At 58.1% G+C, this 16929-nt stretch carries 36 protein-coding genes and 1 tRNA gene; 7 read left to right on the top strand and 30 right to left on the bottom strand.

From position 1 onward, the window contains the following. Positions 1–2: 2 nt before the first annotated feature. The 3 genes from ihfA to M1D68_RS16195 all read left to right on the top strand — a co-directional run bounded on the left by ihfA (position 3) and on the right by M1D68_RS16195 (position 808). The gene (gene ihfA, locus M1D68_RS16205) at positions 3–305 is read left to right on the top strand and encodes an integration host factor subunit alpha (protein WP_002553164.1); all 303 of its coding nucleotides are present in this window, start codon (positions 3–5) and stop codon (positions 303–305) included. Continuing rightward, positions 286–642, top strand: a complete 357-nt coding sequence (locus M1D68_RS16200; protein WP_003179985.1) for a MerR family transcriptional regulator — start codon at positions 286–288, stop codon at positions 640–642. Before ihfA ends, M1D68_RS16200 begins: the two co-directional genes overlap by 20 nt. Before the next feature lie 89 nt (positions 643–731). After that, a tRNA-Pro gene (locus M1D68_RS16195) sits at positions 732–808 on the top strand. A gap of 69 nt (positions 809–877) precedes the next feature. Here M1D68_RS16195 and M1D68_RS16190 read toward each other — a convergent pair. The 27 genes from M1D68_RS16190 to M1D68_RS16060 form a co-directional block, all read right to left on the bottom strand. Further along, the gene (locus tag M1D68_RS16190; RefSeq protein ID WP_434707021.1) at positions 878–2005 is read right to left on the bottom strand and encodes a tyrosine-type recombinase/integrase; all 1128 of its coding nucleotides are present in this window, start codon (positions 2003–2005) and stop codon (positions 878–880) included. Further along, positions 1927–2340, bottom strand: a complete 414-nt coding sequence (locus M1D68_RS16185; protein ID WP_457967728.1) for a hypothetical protein — start codon at positions 2338–2340, stop codon at positions 1927–1929. Before M1D68_RS16185 ends, M1D68_RS16190 begins: the two co-directional genes overlap by 79 nt. A gap of 33 nt (positions 2341–2373) precedes the next feature. Further along, complete coding sequence (locus tag M1D68_RS16180) at positions 2374–2529, bottom strand: hypothetical protein (protein ID WP_457967726.1); 156 nt, start codon at positions 2527–2529, stop codon at positions 2374–2376. 38 nt (positions 2530–2567) lie between these two features. After that, positions 2568–2879 (bottom strand): hypothetical protein, encoded by a 312-nt coding sequence (locus M1D68_RS16175; protein WP_434706870.1) that lies wholly within the window; start codon positions 2877–2879, stop codon positions 2568–2570. A gap of 49 nt (positions 2880–2928) precedes the next feature. Continuing rightward, complete coding sequence (locus M1D68_RS16170) at positions 2929–3147, bottom strand: hypothetical protein (protein WP_457967724.1); 219 nt, start codon at positions 3145–3147, stop codon at positions 2929–2931. Between the two features lie 49 nt (positions 3148–3196). Further along, positions 3197–3802 (bottom strand): hypothetical protein, encoded by a 606-nt coding sequence (locus M1D68_RS16165; protein ID WP_457967722.1) that lies wholly within the window; start codon positions 3800–3802, stop codon positions 3197–3199. Positions 3803–3847: 45 nt separating this feature from the next. After that, positions 3848–4186 carry a hypothetical protein gene (locus tag M1D68_RS16160; protein WP_457967720.1) on the bottom strand — a complete coding sequence of 113 codons (339 nt, stop codon included), beginning with the start codon at positions 4184–4186 and terminating at the stop codon, positions 3848–3850. Positions 4187–4189: 3 nt separating this feature from the next. Next, positions 4190–4354: a hypothetical protein gene (locus M1D68_RS16155; protein WP_434676180.1), complete on the bottom strand. Its 165-nt coding sequence runs from the start codon at positions 4352–4354 to the stop codon at positions 4190–4192. Beyond that, positions 4347–4673, bottom strand: a complete 327-nt coding sequence (locus tag M1D68_RS16150; RefSeq protein WP_457967718.1) for a hypothetical protein — start codon at positions 4671–4673, stop codon at positions 4347–4349. Before M1D68_RS16150 ends, M1D68_RS16155 begins: the two co-directional genes overlap by 8 nt. Before the next feature lie 129 nt (positions 4674–4802). Then, positions 4803–4994: a hypothetical protein gene (locus M1D68_RS16145; RefSeq protein WP_457967716.1), complete on the bottom strand. Its 192-nt coding sequence runs from the start codon at positions 4992–4994 to the stop codon at positions 4803–4805. 216 nt (positions 4995–5210) lie between these two features. After that, positions 5211–5381, bottom strand: coding sequence for a hypothetical protein (locus tag M1D68_RS16140; RefSeq protein ID WP_457967714.1), 171 nt, complete (start codon positions 5379–5381; stop codon positions 5211–5213). Then, positions 5357–5887, bottom strand: a complete 531-nt coding sequence (locus M1D68_RS16135) for a hypothetical protein (RefSeq protein WP_457967712.1) — start codon at positions 5885–5887, stop codon at positions 5357–5359. Before M1D68_RS16135 ends, M1D68_RS16140 begins: the two co-directional genes overlap by 25 nt. 70 nt (positions 5888–5957) lie before the next feature. Then, entirely contained in the window at positions 5958–6590 is a 633-nt protein-coding gene (locus tag M1D68_RS16130; protein ID WP_457967710.1) for a hypothetical protein, read from the bottom strand. Between the two features lie 100 nt (positions 6591–6690). Beyond that, the gene (locus M1D68_RS16125; RefSeq protein ID WP_457967708.1) at positions 6691–7212 is read right to left on the bottom strand and encodes an HNH endonuclease; all 522 of its coding nucleotides are present in this window, start codon (positions 7210–7212) and stop codon (positions 6691–6693) included. Further along, positions 7184–7552, bottom strand: a complete 369-nt coding sequence (locus M1D68_RS16120; protein WP_457967706.1) for a hypothetical protein — start codon at positions 7550–7552, stop codon at positions 7184–7186. Before M1D68_RS16120 ends, M1D68_RS16125 begins: the two co-directional genes overlap by 29 nt. 75 nt (positions 7553–7627) lie before the next feature. Beyond that, on the bottom strand, positions 7628–8092 hold the full coding sequence (locus M1D68_RS16115; protein WP_457967705.1) for a hypothetical protein: 465 nt from the start codon (positions 8090–8092) through the stop codon (positions 7628–7630). Then, entirely contained in the window at positions 8089–8802 is a 714-nt protein-coding gene (locus tag M1D68_RS16110) for a hypothetical protein (RefSeq protein WP_457967703.1), read from the bottom strand. The genes M1D68_RS16115 and M1D68_RS16110 overlap by 4 nt, the downstream gene beginning before the upstream one ends. Before the next feature lie 7 nt (positions 8803–8809). Next, positions 8810–9373: a siphovirus Gp157 family protein gene (locus tag M1D68_RS16105; RefSeq protein WP_457967701.1), complete on the bottom strand. Its 564-nt coding sequence runs from the start codon at positions 9371–9373 to the stop codon at positions 8810–8812. Next, the gene (locus M1D68_RS16100) at positions 9370–10098 is read right to left on the bottom strand and encodes a hypothetical protein (protein WP_457967699.1); all 729 of its coding nucleotides are present in this window, start codon (positions 10096–10098) and stop codon (positions 9370–9372) included. Before M1D68_RS16100 ends, M1D68_RS16105 begins: the two co-directional genes overlap by 4 nt. A gap of 42 nt (positions 10099–10140) precedes the next feature. After that, positions 10141–10398, bottom strand: a complete 258-nt coding sequence (locus tag M1D68_RS16095) for a DUF551 domain-containing protein (protein ID WP_445572119.1) — start codon at positions 10396–10398, stop codon at positions 10141–10143. Between the two features lie 272 nt (positions 10399–10670). Beyond that, positions 10671–10871, bottom strand: coding sequence for a hypothetical protein (locus M1D68_RS16090; protein WP_457967687.1), 201 nt, complete (start codon positions 10869–10871; stop codon positions 10671–10673). Then, positions 10868–11035: a hypothetical protein gene (locus M1D68_RS16085; RefSeq protein WP_457967685.1), complete on the bottom strand. Its 168-nt coding sequence runs from the start codon at positions 11033–11035 to the stop codon at positions 10868–10870. The genes M1D68_RS16090 and M1D68_RS16085 overlap by 4 nt, the downstream gene beginning before the upstream one ends. A 44-nt stretch (positions 11036–11079) precedes the next feature. Then, entirely contained in the window at positions 11080–11508 is a 429-nt protein-coding gene (locus M1D68_RS16080; RefSeq protein WP_457967683.1) for a hypothetical protein, read from the bottom strand. Further along, on the bottom strand, positions 11505–11765 hold the full coding sequence (locus tag M1D68_RS16075; RefSeq protein ID WP_457967681.1) for a hypothetical protein: 261 nt from the start codon (positions 11763–11765) through the stop codon (positions 11505–11507). The genes M1D68_RS16080 and M1D68_RS16075 overlap by 4 nt, the downstream gene beginning before the upstream one ends. Before the next feature lie 21 nt (positions 11766–11786). Next, entirely contained in the window at positions 11787–12155 is a 369-nt protein-coding gene (locus tag M1D68_RS16070) for a hypothetical protein (RefSeq protein WP_457967679.1), read from the bottom strand. Between the two features lie 361 nt (positions 12156–12516). Then, a complete protein-coding gene (locus M1D68_RS16065) occupies positions 12517–12771 on the bottom strand; it encodes a hypothetical protein (RefSeq protein WP_457967677.1) in 255 nt (84 codons plus the stop codon). 115 nt (positions 12772–12886) lie between these two features. Continuing rightward, on the bottom strand, positions 12887–13090 hold the full coding sequence (locus tag M1D68_RS16060) for a hypothetical protein (protein WP_457970753.1): 204 nt from the start codon (positions 13088–13090) through the stop codon (positions 12887–12889). Between the two features lie 459 nt (positions 13091–13549). Here M1D68_RS16060 and M1D68_RS16055 point away from each other — a divergent pair, with 459 nt between their 5' ends. Continuing rightward, positions 13550–13858 carry a DUF1654 domain-containing protein gene (locus tag M1D68_RS16055; protein WP_457967675.1) on the top strand — a complete coding sequence of 103 codons (309 nt, stop codon included), beginning with the start codon at positions 13550–13552 and terminating at the stop codon, positions 13856–13858. A 50-nt stretch (positions 13859–13908) separates the two neighbouring features. Here M1D68_RS16055 and M1D68_RS16050 read toward each other — a convergent pair whose 3' ends face one another. Then, positions 13909–14409, bottom strand: coding sequence for a hypothetical protein (locus M1D68_RS16050; protein WP_457967673.1), 501 nt, complete (start codon positions 14407–14409; stop codon positions 13909–13911). A 104-nt stretch (positions 14410–14513) separates the two neighbouring features. Between M1D68_RS16050 and M1D68_RS16045 the strand changes: the two genes are divergently transcribed. Next, on the top strand, positions 14514–15113 hold the full coding sequence (locus M1D68_RS16045; RefSeq protein WP_457967671.1) for a hypothetical protein: 600 nt from the start codon (positions 14514–14516) through the stop codon (positions 15111–15113). Between the two features lie 37 nt (positions 15114–15150). On the opposite strand, the gene M1D68_RS16040 is transcribed toward M1D68_RS16045, so the two are convergent. Both M1D68_RS16040 and M1D68_RS16035 read right to left on the bottom strand, forming a co-directional pair. Beyond that, a complete protein-coding gene (locus tag M1D68_RS16040) occupies positions 15151–15321 on the bottom strand; it encodes a hypothetical protein (RefSeq protein ID WP_457970801.1) in 171 nt (56 codons plus the stop codon). Positions 15322–15325: 4 nt separating this feature from the next. After that, the gene (locus M1D68_RS16035) at positions 15326–16207 is read right to left on the bottom strand and encodes a LexA family transcriptional regulator (RefSeq protein ID WP_457967669.1); all 882 of its coding nucleotides are present in this window, start codon (positions 16205–16207) and stop codon (positions 15326–15328) included. Between the two features lie 104 nt (positions 16208–16311). Here M1D68_RS16035 and M1D68_RS16030 point away from each other — a divergent pair, with 104 nt between their 5' ends. Together M1D68_RS16030 and M1D68_RS16025 are read left to right on the top strand one after the other, a co-directional pair. Further along, positions 16312–16506: a Cro/CI family transcriptional regulator gene (locus tag M1D68_RS16030; protein WP_039012880.1), complete on the top strand. Its 195-nt coding sequence runs from the start codon at positions 16312–16314 to the stop codon at positions 16504–16506. A 30-nt stretch (positions 16507–16536) separates the two neighbouring features. Next, a complete protein-coding gene (locus M1D68_RS16025; RefSeq protein ID WP_039012569.1) occupies positions 16537–16737 on the top strand; it encodes a hypothetical protein in 201 nt (66 codons plus the stop codon). The last annotated feature ends 192 nt before the right edge of the window (positions 16738–16929 follow it).

The raw sequence follows: 16929 nt of genomic DNA, 5'->3' as shown, positions 1-16929 counted from the left end.
GTATGGGGGCTCTGACGAAAGCTGAGATGGCGGAACGTCTGTATGAGGAGTTGGGCCTGAATAAACGGGAGGCCAAAGAATTGGTCGAACTGTTTTTCGAAGAAATCAGGCACGCTCTCGAAGACAACGAGCAGGTCAAATTGTCCGGATTCGGCAATTTCGACCTTCGGGACAAACGCCAGCGGCCTGGCCGCAATCCGAAAACGGGAGAAGAAATCCCGATCACGGCTCGCCGTGTGGTCACCTTTCGTCCAGGGCAGAAGTTGAAGGCCCGAGTTGAGGCTTATGCTGGAACCAAGTCATAACGACGAACTACCCGTCATCCCGGGCAAACGCTACTTCACCATTGGTGAAGTCAGCGAGCTGTGTGCGGTTAAACCGCACGTGCTGCGCTATTGGGAGCAGGAGTTTCCTCAACTCAATCCGGTCAAGCGCCGCGGAAACCGACGGTATTATCAGCGCCAGGACGTGCTGATGATCCGGCAGATTCGCGCGCTGCTGTACGACCAGGGGTTCACCATCGGCGGAGCGCGCCTGCGCCTCTCCGGTGACGAGGCCAAGGACGATACAACCCAGTACAAACAGATGATCCGCCAGATGATCGCCGAGCTCGAAGATGTACTGGTGGTGCTCAAGAAATAAATTTCTGCTTTTAAATACTTCCAGTTTTCAAAAGCTTGCGATATATTCCTGAGCGTTCCGTTGAGAGCGGAACAAGATTCACGCCTAGTCGGGGCGTAGCGCAGTCCGGTAGCGCACTAGCATGGGGTGCTAGGGGTCGAGTGTTCGAATCACTCCGTCCCGACCATATTATTCAATGACTTAGCCCAACTCTAGCCAGTTGGGCTTTTTCATTGGTGGGGAGTTTTTCGGGACTTCATCCAGTTTTCCTCTTCAAGATTGTCAGCACCGGTCCTCGAGAGTCGGTAGCTGATACCATATTCGCAGCCTCAATCAGATGTCCTAGCTCGGCCCCCGAGTAGTGACTGGTGATGCTGCCGTTCTTGTGCCCCAGCAAAGCCTTACGGTCTTCCTGCGTGACACCTGCCGCCCGAAGGCGACGGCCAAATGTGTGCTTCAAGTCATGCACCCTTATGGATGCATACCCAGGGTGAGCGGGGCGAAGGTTTTCCTCCTGCCAGAGTTTCGCCGCTCTCACCCGCGCCTTCTTCCAGGCCGAGTCGTTCATGCGATGCATTGCAGTTCCGTTGTAAGGGAAAACCCATTCCTTGCTCAGGCCCCGCTGCTTATCAATGATCGACTTCGCCACGTTGTTGAGCACGACCAGCCGCTCATCACCATTTTTCACGCCTGACCGCTCGTTCCTGCCCCCGAAGTCGGACGGTATAAGGAACACGCTGGTGCCAAGCTCTGGCACCGGAATCTCCCAATCCCACCTCAACTTGCAGACCTCTTGCTCGCGGCAACCCGTGTTCACTTTGAACAGGGCCATCGTCTGCAGGTGAGCCGGCAACTCCCCGAAGAGTATCGATTGTTCTCCCCATGTCATTGGGTAGGGCTCGCGAACCTTTTTCTTCAGGTCCAACCTGGTCAGCATCGGAACCGAGTCCAGCCAGGGCCTGCGCTCCTCATCCCTCCATTTCCTCACGCAAAGCGAAAGCACACGTATCACTCGCTCGATCGAGATATTGATCGTCCTGGGCGCTACCGGCTTCAATTGCTTGCCGCACGGCAGGACCATCCCTTTCAAGCGATCTCTCACGAACGGCTCAAGCGCCTGGTCATCGATGTGCGTCAATGGCAGATCCTTGAGATAAGGGTGCAGCTGCTTCAGGTGGTGCGCAGTCAGCTTGATCGAAGGCTGATCCTTGTGGTCGATCAGGAACTTTGTTGCGGCCTCGTCCCATGTGCGCACCCGGCGCACGCCATATACCTTTTGCTGCCGAAGCTGCTCCAGGCGGTGAATCAGGTACTGCTCGGCTTCTTGCCGGTCACTAGTGCCAGTGCTTTCTCGAAGTCGCTCGCCTCGGAAAACTTTGTCGATTTGCCAGACTCCACCTTTCTGGTAGAGGCCGGAGATCGCTTTTCTCGCCATGGTTTACCTCCTGTTGGCTCGCCACGGCACTCGCTGCGGGGGCGATTGTTGTCCTGATTCGCTGCCTTTTCAATCGACTTGCTCTCGACGTAGGCGTCAGCCCACTGGTCAAGCTCGATTCGGTCGAACGCCACGCCTTGTTTCCCTATAGGGAATTCGCGGACGTTGGGCCTGACCGTTTTGTTGAATTCGTCCCGGCACATGCCGAGGTAGCCGGGCGCATCCATAAACCGGATGAACCGCGGCGGAATGCTGGTTGCTTTTGCCACTGTGGCATTTGCCATGTCTTGCTCCGCGCCGCGCTCGGCGGCAGACGTTTAATGAATGGTCACGCTGTCCTGGCCCACGGAAATCTGGCGTGCCTGTTGTTCGGTGCGGAAGGACATGTGCTGCTTGATGCCGCCGCAGTCGGCGACCACCCACCACATGCCCGCAAAGCGGTGTGGGCCTTTGATGATCTTCGTGATGGTCACGGTGTGCTCCATGCCGCGCGTGGCGGCAGAAGGTGGTTTCAGAAATTCGGCTGCTGGTGATACGGCGCGGCTGCTGGCTGGCGTTTCTTTTTGGCCGGTTTTAGCGAATCATCCAGAAAGTCGCCAAACTCCCAAATCATGTTGGTGATGGCGAGAGCTCTTGTGCGAGGGCCGCCGACTGACTTGAGCCCGGCGCTCAAAATGTTCCATGCCGTACCCTTGGTCATTCCGGGATTCACGGCGCTGACTTGCTCCCAGTTGGTGATCCCGGTCTTGGCACGCTCAAACATGGTTTCCAACTGGTCGATGGTGATAGTTTCCGCAATGCGTTTTGCGTCCGCTTTGTTCATGACATAGCTCCGCCCGCCGTTCACCGGCAGGCTGTAGGTGGATTGGGGGTTAGGAGCGGTGACCTCGTTTACAGAACCAGTCGAGCGCATTGCAGATCAGTGGATTGTCGAACCAATCCTCTATCTCGCGGCACTCTTCGCGATCACGGTAAAAGGTTGGGCCGAGGTAGTTGTGCCAGACCATGAACACTCGGCTTCCATCGGATAACCGCAGCTTGTGCAGCGGCGACATGCAGATGAAACCATGCTCGATCCGAATGCACGTCATGGCCTCGTCCCCCTGTATATCAGGTGGGCCATGTAGAGCAGGGGGAGGATCATGGCTCGACCCTCCGAAAAGAAACGCACCAAACCCATGGGTTGGCGTTCCACGACTCGGCGCCGTTGATGGATAGCCATAGATCCTTGAACGGGAACAGATAATCATCGTCTGGATACAAACTCCGGCAACGCGGCAACCCTTGCACGCCTTCGGCCTTGGCCTGGTCTGCTGTGATGCACTGCAACCGCTCGACGCGGACGGCGGTGATCTCCAGCAGGATGCGGCTGGCCCAGCGCGGCATGTGAATGGAGGGCCGAGAGCGGCGCGGGTAGTCCCAGTGAGCGACCGAGCCGTCGTATTCGTCGCCTTCGGGGTGGCGATAAATTACTGGCTGACCGTCCGCGGAGTAGCGAGCCAGTCTGACCGCTGCGCTGGTTTTCTCGTCCACCTCCGTGGTCTCGCGCACCCACAGCCGGTCGCCGGTATTGCCGTACGGGCAAAGTCCGTTCGCTGAGTGCACAACGAACTCCGGAACGAATTCTTCCAGCCATTTCAGCGCAGTGCCTTTCACCGGCCGCCGCGTGACCGTCTTCCGATCTTCCAGGATGGCGCGCACCATCGGTGCCGAGAACAGGATCGGTCGTTCCTTTATTTGACTCATGGCTCGTCCTTGCCGCTATAGCGGCTGACTTTGAAGGGGGAGGGGTTACAGAGAGGGGTTGAGGCGTTTCAGCTCGTTTGCGTATGCGTTCCAGCCGGCGGTGTAGTTGTCACTGCCGCGATCAATAGTCCTGAATGGCTGAGTTTCGCGCTTTGGAGGCAGAGCCACCGCCACCGGCTCGCGCTGCCCCTGAGTCACTTCAGCCACTTCAGCCAGGGCGGCGCGGGTATTCCACTCAGCAGCATCAGCGATGATGGGATCGTCATCAACAAATACGCAGCTACCGGCATGGTCTCCTTTGATCCGAACATAATCAAAGCCTGTTATGGCTTGCACGGTGCAGCCGCAGAAGGGGCACGGCCACAAGGGTATGTTGTTGCTCATGGCTCAATCTCCCCAATAGCTCATGTCTTCATCAACGGCATCTGAGGGAGACATCTCCCATTCGATGGCGTAGGTTTCGTATAGCGACTCACACATATCCCAGCGCGCAAAGCCGGCGCGGTTCTGCATGTGGAAATAGGCGCGCAGTATCCAGAAGAATTTACTCATGGCTTTCAGCCTCGGCCGTTGGTTTGAGGGCGGCGCGTATTTCATCCGCCAGGTCGTCGTCATTCACGTACTCAAGAGCTGAGCGCAAAAGCACGGTACGGACAGCAACCAGGTGGCAAGACCGGAGCGTGGCGTCACGATATTTGTTGCGCTCAGTTTCCAGCTCATCAACCCGCTGATCCTGCACTGTGAGGCGCTGCTGTAGGGCCAGGTTCTCGGCGGACACGCGGTCGAAGTCTTCCCCATATATCCATTCGCCGTCCGTTGTTTCGTGCAGGGCCGACTTTCCGGCTACTGAGTAACGCTTCACGCTTTCCATACACCCTCCTGGGGCTTAACGCTGAATCTGTAGGCGGCATAGGGAACAGCCGCGTTGAGGGCGAGCACGCCTATCAAGAACCAGATCATTGGGGCTCTTTGCCGGGGCATGCCCGGGCGGTGGAGTGGGTTAGCGTGAGAGTTCTTTGGCGCGCTTCTTCGACCAAGCCAAGACATCCAGCACAACGCTCTTGCTGAACATGCTGCGCTGGCGGTAGTAGTCGACCGAATCGCGGGCAACGCTGAAGCAGATCCCCTCGGGAAACTTCAGCTTGCGCAACTCGTCATGCACGTTCTTTTCGATGAATTCATGAGGGGTCATAGAGCCACCCATTCGTTCTTGGCGTTGTAGTGGCCTCGCCATTCGCCAAGCTTGAAAACCAGCGTGCCGGGCGTGCACAGCCAGGCTGATTCGATGGGGCCGCCTTTTAGGCGGAAGCTTGATTTAAACGCCCGCAGGACGCGTCGGCGGATGCGTGCGCCCGATAGATCAGTCCGCTTGATGCGGAGGGGGGGGTAGGCATACGGTTATCTCCGGTCAGGCAGCTTGTACGCTGGCAACTTGGTGCGGGCTGTTAGCGATGAATACCGCTCGGGCAAAACCCTCTGGCGTAGCGCTGCGGATGTTGGCGCGCTCGGCACTGGGAGGGCATTTATGGATGCGGTCGTCCGGCGGGCCAAGGCTCATGTCCTTGAACTGCTCAGGCATCGAGAACCCCCCCCAGTCCAGAGGCAGGTCTTCTTTGTGTAGTTGTCGTTCGGGCAGAAACCAGTGAAGTGCTCAGGGCTGAACGTATGGTCCGGCTTTCGCCAGAAGCTGCTGATCTGGCTTACTGGATTCTCGGCAAACCACGGAGCGCCTGATAGCTCGCCGATGATCTGGCATTGCCAAACGACATGCATTGCCTTGAACTGAACCGCGGGGTCGGCCTTGCGCTTTGCCTCAAACCAGCGAGCACCGCTGACAGCCAGGTCGGTGCACGGCGGGAATCCTGCAACAAAGGCAACGCGCCCAGTAGTGATCGCCGCCCTCAGAACGCGCCACGCTTCAGGATGGTCAATGATGTGGCCGACCTTGGTTATCCTCCCATCACGATGCACACCAGCAGGGTGTTGTGGGTCAATCAATATGACTTCGTAACCAGCCTCAACCCATGGCGCGGCCATCACGCCGGTAAGGTCGCAGAGGAAGATCGCTATTTTATTTGAGTGCATGGCTTCGCCTCGCCGGTTGGCGTGATTCGAGTTTGTGGGCTATTGGTTGATGGCCCGGCATGAGGCCGGATCAGGGCATGTTGCTTGTTCCGCAGTTCTGGCAGTCTTCCCGGTAGCGCTGCGCGTCACTTATGAAGCGACCACAACCGTCGCAGTTGAACATCATCATGCGTGGCAGCTTAGGCTTGACCAGCTTGATACCGGTGCCGCGCAGAGCCTCCTTGATGTTGACGTCGTCGCGCTCGACCAGGCGGCGCGCGAACTTGTCGATGTATGGCTTGGGCCACACGACGGCGCCTGACTGGCCGAGTCGGCCGATCATCTGAATTGTTTCGCTGGCCGGCACAACAGCAGCCTTGCGAAGGTCGCTGGAGAACTGTCCGTCAGGCTTCAACCAGATGAGGTTGTTACCGTTCCAGCACTGCGGCTTTTGGATGTAGAACTCAGGCGCGCCCGGGAACTGGTCCAGGGCTTCGCTCAACGTCACATGCTGGCAGTCAACACCGACGCGCGCCCTGGCATCGACATAGGCCTTAGGCCACGGGATGTCGGTGTCGCGGTGATCGCAGGCGCCGTCCTTGGTGAAGACCTGAGCCTTATCCAGGTCGGTGACGTATCCGGAGCCGCCGAATCCCCAGAACGACAGGCCATCGCCCACGTACGCGTGACTGCGGCTGTCTTGAAGGTAGAACTGATCGTCCATGGATTATCTCCAGTCAGGCGCCGCCCTCCGTGACCGGATGCGCAGCGTGGGGTAGGGGTTATTCGTCGTGGCAGATGCGAAGGGATTCGCGGTTGGTGATTTATCTTTTTCCGTGATTTTCGTGGTAGCCGTACTTCTTCTCAGCCGCCAGCCTTGCCTGCTTAGCAAAGAACTTCAGTCCGTAGCTGCCGATGCGGATTAGCTTTCCGCCGGATCGGATAGATGCAACCCACTCGCCAGTACTCCTGTCGTAATGAACGCCAGAAGCACCGCTTTTATTGTTGGAAAATATCTTCAGATTTCTGGAATTTTCAGCGTTAGAAACCCTTCTTAGATTTGACCACGCGTTATTTGTGCGGCAGCCGTCTATATGGTCTATTTCAGAGGCTGGGTGGTCGCCATCCATGTACAGAAATGCAAGGCGGTGGAGTAAATAGCGCTTACCGAACAGCCAGGCCTCAAGATATCCATTGGTGTTCGGTCTACCGGCGACATCCCCCGCAGATGAGCGAAGCGGCGGAATCAGCCACTTGAATATGCCGGTTTCAGGGTCATATTCCATTCGCTCCTTCAAGCTATTCTGAGTCACAAGATCAACAGATTCTCGAAATTTTCCGCTCATTGCGATGCTCCAGCTGTTCTGGGTCGATTATTTCGTCGCCGCCGTCTTTGCGAATCATCAGCAGGCTTTGCAGCCGAAAATCTTTCAACACATACTTGCTCAAGCAGGTTTCGTGTCGCGGAGCCGAAAGGAACTGCGCAGATCCAGCCGGGCCCAGGCCATGCAGATGGTGAATCATCAGCGTCATGGCCTCGCCCTGTTCCTCAATACCGTGCCAGTCCATCAGATCGGCAAGTGCTTGGCGGGTGCCGGCCAGCGTGTGCATCCGCAACTCCTCTTCGCCGCGGCTCTTTCGCTTCGCCGCGGTCTTTGCTGACCGGTCTTTCTGAGCTGCAGCCATGGCAGACCTCCGTTATTCCACTGGTCGGCAGTGCCAACCAGGTCTGTCGTTTGCGTTGTTGGGTGCGGAAACGTCTCACGCTGCGACCTTCACCTGGTGCCAGGCGCCGACCGCTTCGAATATCCGGTAGGCCTGTGCCTCTTCGAGCGACACTACGTCCGGAATCGCAATCCATCCTGACGCCACCAGGTGCATCGGGTTGGCGCTGTCTCGGATCTCGCGGTAGCAGTGCTCGATGACTTCCTCCAGGTGGTCGGAGAGATACATGCCGTCAGGCGCTACCTCGACGGACTTAAGGTAACGCTTGCCGGCGTGGTCGTCGCACAAGGCGCTGAGGTAAATCGTCCAGCGGTGAGGGATCTCGCACACGGCCTGGCCGATTTTCCCGGGCGCGATGTTCTTGAGCGACTTGTAGTTGATCATTCCCTGCCGGCCGCTGGGGTCGATGTTGACCACGGCGACGTGGTTGGTGCGCACCAGAGAGCGGCAGGAGCGCTCAACCCTGGCCTTGATGTTGTTGGGCTTGCGGACCTTGCTCATGCTGCCTCCCGCGCTTCCCTTTGGACGGGAAAGTCAATTTTGTACTCGGCGATCAGTCGCAGCAGAACCTTTGCGTTGATCTCCAGCTTCCTGGCGCAGGCCGCCCGGGTGCAGCCGATATCCCGGATGGCCTTGATGCGCTCGACGAGGGCGAGGTCCTTTGCCCGGGCAGACGCGCAGCGGAACCTCAAGCCGTTCTGCCGGGCAATGCGCCTCAGCGTCATCCGGCTGATACCCAACTTGGCGCTCATTTGGTCCTGGGTTAGGCCCTCAAGCATCATCCTTCGAATCTCAGGGACAAGAACCAGCTCCGCCTTAAGCGATGCCGCCGACCCGCGACTGGCAAACGTGATGCCGTAGGCTTCCGCGATCATGTTGGCCCGCCGTGTAGTGATGTGCAGTTCCTTGGCTGCCGCCACCACGCCTTTTTCGTAGCAGCCGGCAAGCTTCTTGGCAATCCCGGCCTCGTAAGCCTTCTTCTTGGCCTCCCGGGCTGCGCGGATCGCGAAGTTTCGCTGGGCTGGGGATTTCTCGCTGGCCGCCGACGGCGCAATCACCTCGCTGTTGAACGGGCCGGGATTGAACAGGCTCCGGCTTGTGGGGATCACGTCGATGACCCGGCCCTGGGCCAGATATCCGTCCATGGCCTGGGCCAGCCAGGCGCGGTCATTGTCTTTCTGTTGGATGCTGCTCAGTTCAAGGCTGATCATGACGCCCTCACTTAATGCGAATCGCGCTATCACCGCGCTCAAGGTGGGCCCAGGTGGGTTCGGGCAGTAGCTCATGCTCGGCGTCTTCGCCGGCGGCCATGCGCTTGCGAACTGCCTCGTTGTGATCGCGGATCTCTTTGAGCTTGGCGGCGATCGCATTCTTGTCTGGCGCGATACTGGTTTTCACAGCGGTCAGCTCGTCCGGCACTGCATCCTCGTTGTCGACAATGACCTTCTCCTTGCCCTGAGCCAGGGTGATGGTGAACAGCGGGCGCTTGATGGACTTGAGGCCGGCGGCCTCCATATTCCGGCGCAGGTAATCGCTGATCTGCGCCACGCTGTTGGTCTTCACGCGCTTGAGCTCGGCCAGGCGCTCGATCTCGTTGTCGATAGCCGTCACGTCGCTTTCGATGTTCCGGCGCAGCATGACGATGTTGTCGGCCTTCACCTCGAATTCGCCCTGAATCTCATCCATGGCGTATTGCAGGGCCTCTTTCAGGCCCTCGTCGTCGGTGTCAGCCATGCCTTGAAGCTCGGCCAGCTTGCCGGTGAGTGCGTAGAGTTGGGTCATGCTGCTGTCTCCTGTTTCGGCTCAGAGAGTTTTTTCCACTCAAGGGAAATCCGGGCGGCGCCTTTCTCGTCCTTGCGCAGCGTGAGCTGGCGGACGGCTACGTCGTGGATCTTCTTCAATTCGTGCGGGGTCTGAGCGCCTTGCATGGTGTCGATGACTGACTTGATGTAGTCGAGGCGATCCTGCTGCTGCTTGGCGATTTCGGCGTCCTTGTCGACCGCCTGCTCGATCGCTTCCTCTTCCTGGCGCTGCTGGACGTAATCGCGATCGTCGAACATGCCCAGGAACACGTCAGCGCTGAAACCGAGCATCGAAAGGGACTTTTTGATTGCGTCGGTGAGGGACTTTTTCGGCGCCTCGCCGTCCGTGGTGGTGCCGAACTTCGATTTGTAGAGGTAGGGCGTGCAGCCGTACTGCTCCAGCTCGCCGCGTTCGCCGTCGATCTTGAACCAGAACAGGATTTTCACCGTGTGGTTCAGCTCGAAGCCCAGGCTGGCGCGCTTGTCGCCTTCGCCGACGAACATCTCGGCGCCCTTGTCGAATCGCTCCTCTGTCACTTTCCAGCCGAAACCGATGCCAACAGGACCGAAAACCTCGGTGGCCTTCATGATCATGGCCGTGCCGTTCAGGCTGGTGATTTGCTGGCCGCCGACCTTGGCGTCTTTGGTGTATCGGGTATCGGTCTTTTCGACCTTCTCCCAGATCTTCATGTTTTTATCGGACATGACTATTTCTCCGCGCCACCGGAGAGGGGCGCTGTGGAAGGGTTATTCGGCTGGAGGGGCTGGGAGTGGCTGCCAGTGCGTCACGCCCCGGCTCAGGTACATTTTCGTGTAGAGCTGGGTTCCTGCCTCGTCCAGGCCACAGGTCACATCACCGAAGTAGTCTTGGATGTGAACCATATCTATGCCGCCTTTCGGCCATGCATGGCGTTCAGCGTGCGGCGAGGTTCCGTCGGCGTAGGCCAGTACGGAGTCATCTTTCAGCTCGGGCAGCCTGTCGCTAACTTTGATCCAGTTGTCCACGGGGAATCCTTGCCGCGACGCGCGCAGCGCTTGAAGGTGTGAGTCAGGAGGTGATGCGATCGGCGAGGGCGCTTAGCAGCATCATGAAAGTCCAGAAGGTGATGGCCGAGAACGACCCGCGTCAGATCAGGAAGCGCCTGGCGCGCTGACGGGCTGTCACCGCAGCACCTGCGATATCTGAGTGACCGAGCAAGCCTTGGAGCGCTCCTGTACTACGGTGTAGGCCAGCATGGTGATGAGTAGGGCGGAGGCGAAGATCCAGGCGAGGGCTTTCATTGCTCCACCAGCCTGCCGCGAGGATCGACAGCCCAATCGCCTTCCATGAAGGCTGCGTTATCGCGACAAGTTGGGCGCCAATCGCCCTTTACCGGGCACTCCAGTTGGCAGACGAGGGTTTCACGCGGGCGCTTCAAAATTCCATCCAGGTCGTCGACCTGTTCGTCAACCAGGGACTTATATATTGGAGTGGTCATGCCGAAACCCTCTTGAGGTGGTCGTTGCGCTCGCAGAACTTCAAGTCCAGCTTGTCGCGGTATGTGTTTGCTTCATGGCGCGGGATCAACTCGGCGAACTCGGCCATTTCGATCATCCCCATCAGGTAGGTGCGGTCAGGGATTGGCGTACAGGACCGGGCCATTTTTGCGATCTCCAGATCCAGGCGGGATGTTGCGAGTGGATTTTTCACAGTTCGTCGTCCTCTGCCTGGGCGATCAGTGCGTCATCGGCCAAGGGCTCAAGTAGGGCCTGTGCGATTTCGCCGAGCTTGCCGAAGGGGTGTTCGCTGGGGCCCTTGAGCTCGGCGGCAGCCGTCTTGTCGACCTGGCCGCGCTCGACCGCCATGAGCAGGAACCCGAGCGCCGGCGTGCCAACTTCGCCGTCGGCAAGTCTGCCGTTTGCGAACTCATCGATAGCCAGCGCGAGCTGCACCTGGGTCACGCCCTGCGGCTTGCGCATCCGGCGCTGGAACGAAACGTCACCGCCGAACCGGACAAGCTGCTCGACCGCGTTGCACAGCCACTCAGCCCGAGCAACCTCCCGAGGGCTCTCGCTCACCATCGGAGGCAACTGCGCGTCGTGCATGGCCTGACAAATCTTCAGTGCGGCGTTCATGGCTTTGTCCTCTGGTTAAGCGCTCGGTAGCGGCGCACATAGCCGTCGGTGAGGCGCTTGATGATTCGGGGGTAGCGGTCGGGGTGGTGCAGGCGGCAGGGCAAATGCTCGCGGCCCCAGCCTTCGTGGTCGCAGTAGTCGCAATCACAATGCTTGCGGAGTAGGGCGGCGGCTTCGGCGCGGCATGCGGCCCGGAGGCTGAACCACCGGCGGCCACCGCCACGGAACACTTCAGCCTGTTCAGTCGTGACGGTCATGGCGACCTCCAGTGTTTGGGGTTAGGCGGTGGCTTTGGCGATGGCGGAGATCTGCTTTTCCCACGCCGAACAGAAGTCCTCGTAGTCACTGCTTTCAAGCCACTGCGAATGGACTGAATCGCAATCGCCGCTCGGCGTCGTGCGTTGCAACCAGGCCTCGAAAACGCGCTGCTCCTCGTTTTCAGTAACATACTTAAGCGCGGCAAGCAGATCCGGAGCAGCGATAATCAGGCTCGCATTGGCGCCAGCCTCTGCGCAGCTGTAGACGCTGCCTTTGTTCCTGCGCCGATGGATCTCCGCAATGGTGTCGTCATTGCCGTAAGTCTCGATATAGCGCCTGCCATGATCGTCCTGGACGAACCATGGCCCCGGCGTGTGCTTTGATTCCATGACTCTCTCCATCTGGTTGATCCAACAAATTCCGGCTGCACACGATCCTTCCGCTGGTTGCCGTGGGGCGCGGTGTCATGTGCATGCGGGATTGGTCGGGCTGTGGGAGCGAGGTGGTGGGGGAATCGCCGTTTTTGAGCTGATTCCGTCCTGTAACACCCGGTTTAGAACGTTTTCATTGTGGTGGGCTTTGTGGGAGCGAAGTGGGTCCGCATGTGCGGGCAGAATCCAATTTATCCCCGGCAGGTAGGGTAAGGATTCGGGCCCCTGCCGTTTGTTGCGGTGATGCAGGTGGGCGGTTATAGGCCGCAGTTTCGTCCGCATCCGTCTGCCCACTCAGTGAATGGGCAGAGGTGATGCTTCATGCTGCGAAAAGCTCTTGCTGTGTTGGCTGTGGGGCGCAGCGCTGGATACCGGCACGTATGGCTGACTCCAGAAGCTCGGCGTCTTGCTCAAGCTCAGGGAAGGCCCCGGCGAACTCGCTCACCGCACCGCGAATCGCTGTCGCTTCACGCTGCAGGGCTGGGATCACGATGCTGCGCATGTTGCCGATGGTGCGCAGATCAAGGCTGCACTCCCGGCAGAGCCGGATGTAGTCGAGCATGTACTTGGGCATGTCGCGCCCTCCAGGTTGTTGGCTTTCAAATACCTCCCGGGGGTGTGAGAGGCATTTGTAAAGCCAGATGGCCGACCTGAAACAGCAGGGGGCCATCTGTTTGTTGCTCGGAACCTCATGAGCGGATCATTTCCTCGGGATCAAATCCGAACTCACGGCAAAGCGCGGCGGCAACGCCAGAACCAACACCGAACGCATCACGCACAAGCGCCCAGCGATATTGCCCATGCTTGGTTCGGTATTTGCTGGGGCCCTTGAGGTTTCGAATGGCGCTCCGGATAAGGTCACGCTCTTCGATCTCGCATCCGCTCAACTTCATCACTTCGGCATCCTCCGGTTGTTTTCCCAATGCACCCGATCGCCCAGGTGCATCAGTGAAAAATTCCGTGTTTCTCCGCACCCGCTTACCAGGTCATTCACTCAGTTCGGTCAACACCTCGTCCGCCGTCGCAGTGGGCTGCGCGTTGGCAGGCTTTCGGGCCTGTCGGATCGCCGGTCGCCGGTAGAGGCAAGTGCGGTTTTGTTCATCGGTTTACTGACCTCCCACCGATGGAGCCGGGAGTGACCTAACCGGACTGGCCGGGTAGTCGTTCATGGCGCTGGTTGTTAAAGAGCGGCGGGTCTGTTGAGGCCCTGGCGAGTCGCTGTGGCGTCTCGATGGATGTAGTTAACCATCGGTATATTTTTACGTCAATACCGATGGTTAATTTATTTTTCGAAGGCGTGCGATATGCTTCGCTTAATACTGGATGGATGTACAGTTAACAGGTGGGTGATTATGAGGACACAAAAAAAACAGGAAGGGCAGGGACGGTACGAGAAAACCGGTATCGGGCGGCTCGGCCTAAGGGTTTCAGAGATGATCAATAGCCCAATCGCGCAGCTACAGCGTCGGGTGACGATTCATCGCCTGGACACGGACGGAGACCGGGAATGGGAGGAGGTAATGGGCGTGTTATCCGAAACGGACGGCATAGACATGACGTTCAACGACGATGAAACGGTGACCCTGAGGTGGGAGGCGTGCGCCGATGAGGAGCGTGCAGTTGAAGTTATCGAGGAGGAAGATGAGGTAGCGCCTTTCTGACAAGCAGCAAAAAGCCCGCTCAGCGGCGGGCTTCGGAGCCTGCTAGATAATCACTGGGAGAATTTGACTTCCGTCGCTAGCGCTTCCTTAGCCGACCGATACTCTGACTTGGCTCGGACGTCGGGCGGACTGTACGGGCTCATGGTCGTAAGATAGGCCGACCATTTGGCGTATAGCTCCTTGGCGAGTTCGGCCTGCTTAGCCGGAACTTTTGCAGATCTCAGTCTGGCAACGGCCGCATCGCTCTCAGCCCTCGCATGCTTATTACAGTCGAGCAGTGACTGACTGTATTCTGCGATGCCCTGGCGGTTTCCATACCTGACAGCGTAGCTTCCGGTTACGGCTTCGAGCTCGCACTGGAAGATTGGGATATCTAGCTGCCGCGCAAAATTGGTTGCCTCAGGCGCCTTGATGTCATGCTCAAACTTGATAGGTTTGAAAGCGTGCGGCGCTTTAGCGGGGGCGGCGGCTGGCGACTTTTGCTGTGGTGCTACGCATCCGGTCAAGGCAATCGTCAATGCAGCAAGCAGAGTGCTGGTTTTCAAGAGCATGGTGTCCCTCCCGTAATTGAGCGAGCACTTTACCATTCGCAGTGTACAGCCACCATTGGCTGGGTGGGGAAGGGTAGAATGGCTTTTTATCCAGAGTGTGAGAAATGGAAGCTAACGAGGTAATTGACGCGCTCGCCGAGCAAGTCAAAGACGCAAAAAGCAGAGACCTTAAAGAGGTATCCATCGAAAGCCTGGAGATGTACATGGCTGCTTTACGCGCGCACGTTGAAAAGCTATCTCCGCTGACCGAGGCAAACAACGAATTCCAGAGACAGGCCACTGAGCATGCGTTCCAAGATCGACAGGCAATGTTCAGGACGGTTATAGATTCAGGTCAGGCCGCACTGAAATCGAGCATTCTTGTCGGGGGAGGCGCTGCGGCGGCGTTATTGGCGTTCGCCAGTTCAGCGTGGAAGGCTCTCAATACAGCTGGCCTTGAACTGTTGGGCTTGACAGTGTTTGTGTTGGCTTGCGGCGTGGTCTTGGCTGTTATCGCCAGCGGGTCCACGTATCTTTCTCAGGGGCTCTATCACGACGGGATGGGTAAACCGCATAACTGCTGGGAAGATCGTGCAGGCAATGCATTGCGTTATACGTCGCTGACTCTGGTGGCTATTTCCTATGGGCTCTATGGATGGGCATGCTGGAATATTTATCGAGTGATGGGCAGCTTTTCCGTTGACAGCTATATCCCTCTCGGTTGACCAGAAGCGAGAAGCCCGGCGCTGGGCCGAGCTTTGATCAGGATACGCGGTCGAGTATTTTATCTCGTATGGCCTGGCCGTCAGCCTCGTTGCCGGCCAGGCTCAATCGCTCAGCGATTCGCATCAGCTCGACGGCTGACCACTTGAGGTCGGAGGCGATGCCCTCGAGGTCGCGACGCAGGTCTTGATTGGGTTTGGTGAGGGTCATGGCTCTATACCAGGTTGGCATTCCATACCAGCAGCACCCGCGCCTGGATGTAGGTTTCGTCCGCACGGATCGTCCGGGGCGGGTGAAGACCGTTGTCCGAGATCATGCTGAGCTGATCATCACCGACCCACTGGAGCCGCTTGATGTACAGGTGGTCGTCCCAGGTGAACATGTAAATTCCATCCCCAACGAACTCCCGAATGCTGATGTCGACGAGCAGCGGGTCACGGTGCTTGATGGTTGGCGCCATGGACTGGCCCCACCCCGTCACCATCTTGAGGTGAAAGTGCTCTTTGAACTCGACACCCATCTCGCGTAGATGCTGCGGGCTAACCCGGACGTCCTGGAGCATCTCGGGATAGTCGTGCGGAATCTGTCCTCCGCCCATGGCGGCACGGACGTCGTAGTGGGCGATCCATACCTCATCACCGACAGCGCCTGGGCTGTAGAAGTCCAGCTCGATTACCCCACCGCCATCTTCAGCCTGAGCCACAGCAAGCAACCGCCTGCGCGCGTCCTCGGAAATATTTTTCCCGCTCCGACTCAGCATTTCCCGAACAGCATCGGCAGCCGTCCCGCCGATCGAGTCGGTGGCGACGTCCGACTTTGCAACCGGAGCGCTGGTCATATTTCGAATCTCTTTCGCCAGGCGCGGACTGAACGCTTCCACTGGCTCTTGAATCATGCGAGCCAGAACTGCCGCGAACTGGGCGTTCAGCGGGTTGATCCCCTTGAAATAAAGGTTCACCGCAGCAGGCGTCATGCCGGCCGCATCGGCGATTTTCTTCTGACTTAGCTTCAGCTCGTTCTTCTTCGAGAGGAACAGGGCGTGCGCGGCTTCGCACTCGGCCAGGCGGTCAGGGGGCAGGATTCGTTTCTTCGTCATCGCGCGAATGTATACCAACGGTTAAAAATAAGAAGAAACCATCGGTATTGATTAAAAATTAACAGATGGTTAATATCAGCCTCATCTACAACCGAGGCTTGATCATGAACGAGACCCCCCTCGACAAGTTTGTTGCTGAAAAAGGGCAGTCCGAAGCCGCAAGGCTTCTTCGTGTCACTGCCCCGGCAATTCACAAAGCGCTAATCGCGAAACGGGACATCCGCGTCCTGGAATTGCCCGACGGCAGCTTTCAGGCCCAGGAGCAGCGTCCGTTTCCGTCTCAGAAATCCGCCGCTTAAACCCATTCATCCACTAGGAGAAAACCCAGCATGTACATGGACCCCAATCAAAAGCGCGCCATTCCGGTGAAGGTTCGATTCGAACCGGTGCTTGATCGGATTCTGCGTAAAGCCGCAACCAAGACCCGCATGCAGCACGCGACCTACCTGTACGAAATCATCGAGTGGGCCGTAGCCAACGGCGTGATCGAGGAACTGATGCAGGACAAACAAGAAGATATCGCGGGCTGAAGCCCCTTTGGAGGGCCAAATGACCGTAGAGCTTGAAAGGCTGCCTCCGCGGACTCGACAGCGAGTGGAGGAACTGATGCGCGTGAACGGCTGGAGCTTCAGCCGTGCGATCAACGAAATGACGGAAACCGCCATTGCCTGTGGCGCGCTTTCCGAAGTTGGACGGAAGAAGGCGCCTGTCCTTCAGCTGGT

Source organism: Pseudomonas sp. R4-84 (assembly GCF_054130985.1).
Note: the sequence above shows the minus strand (reverse complement) of the source record. Positions and strands in the feature narration are given on the sequence as shown.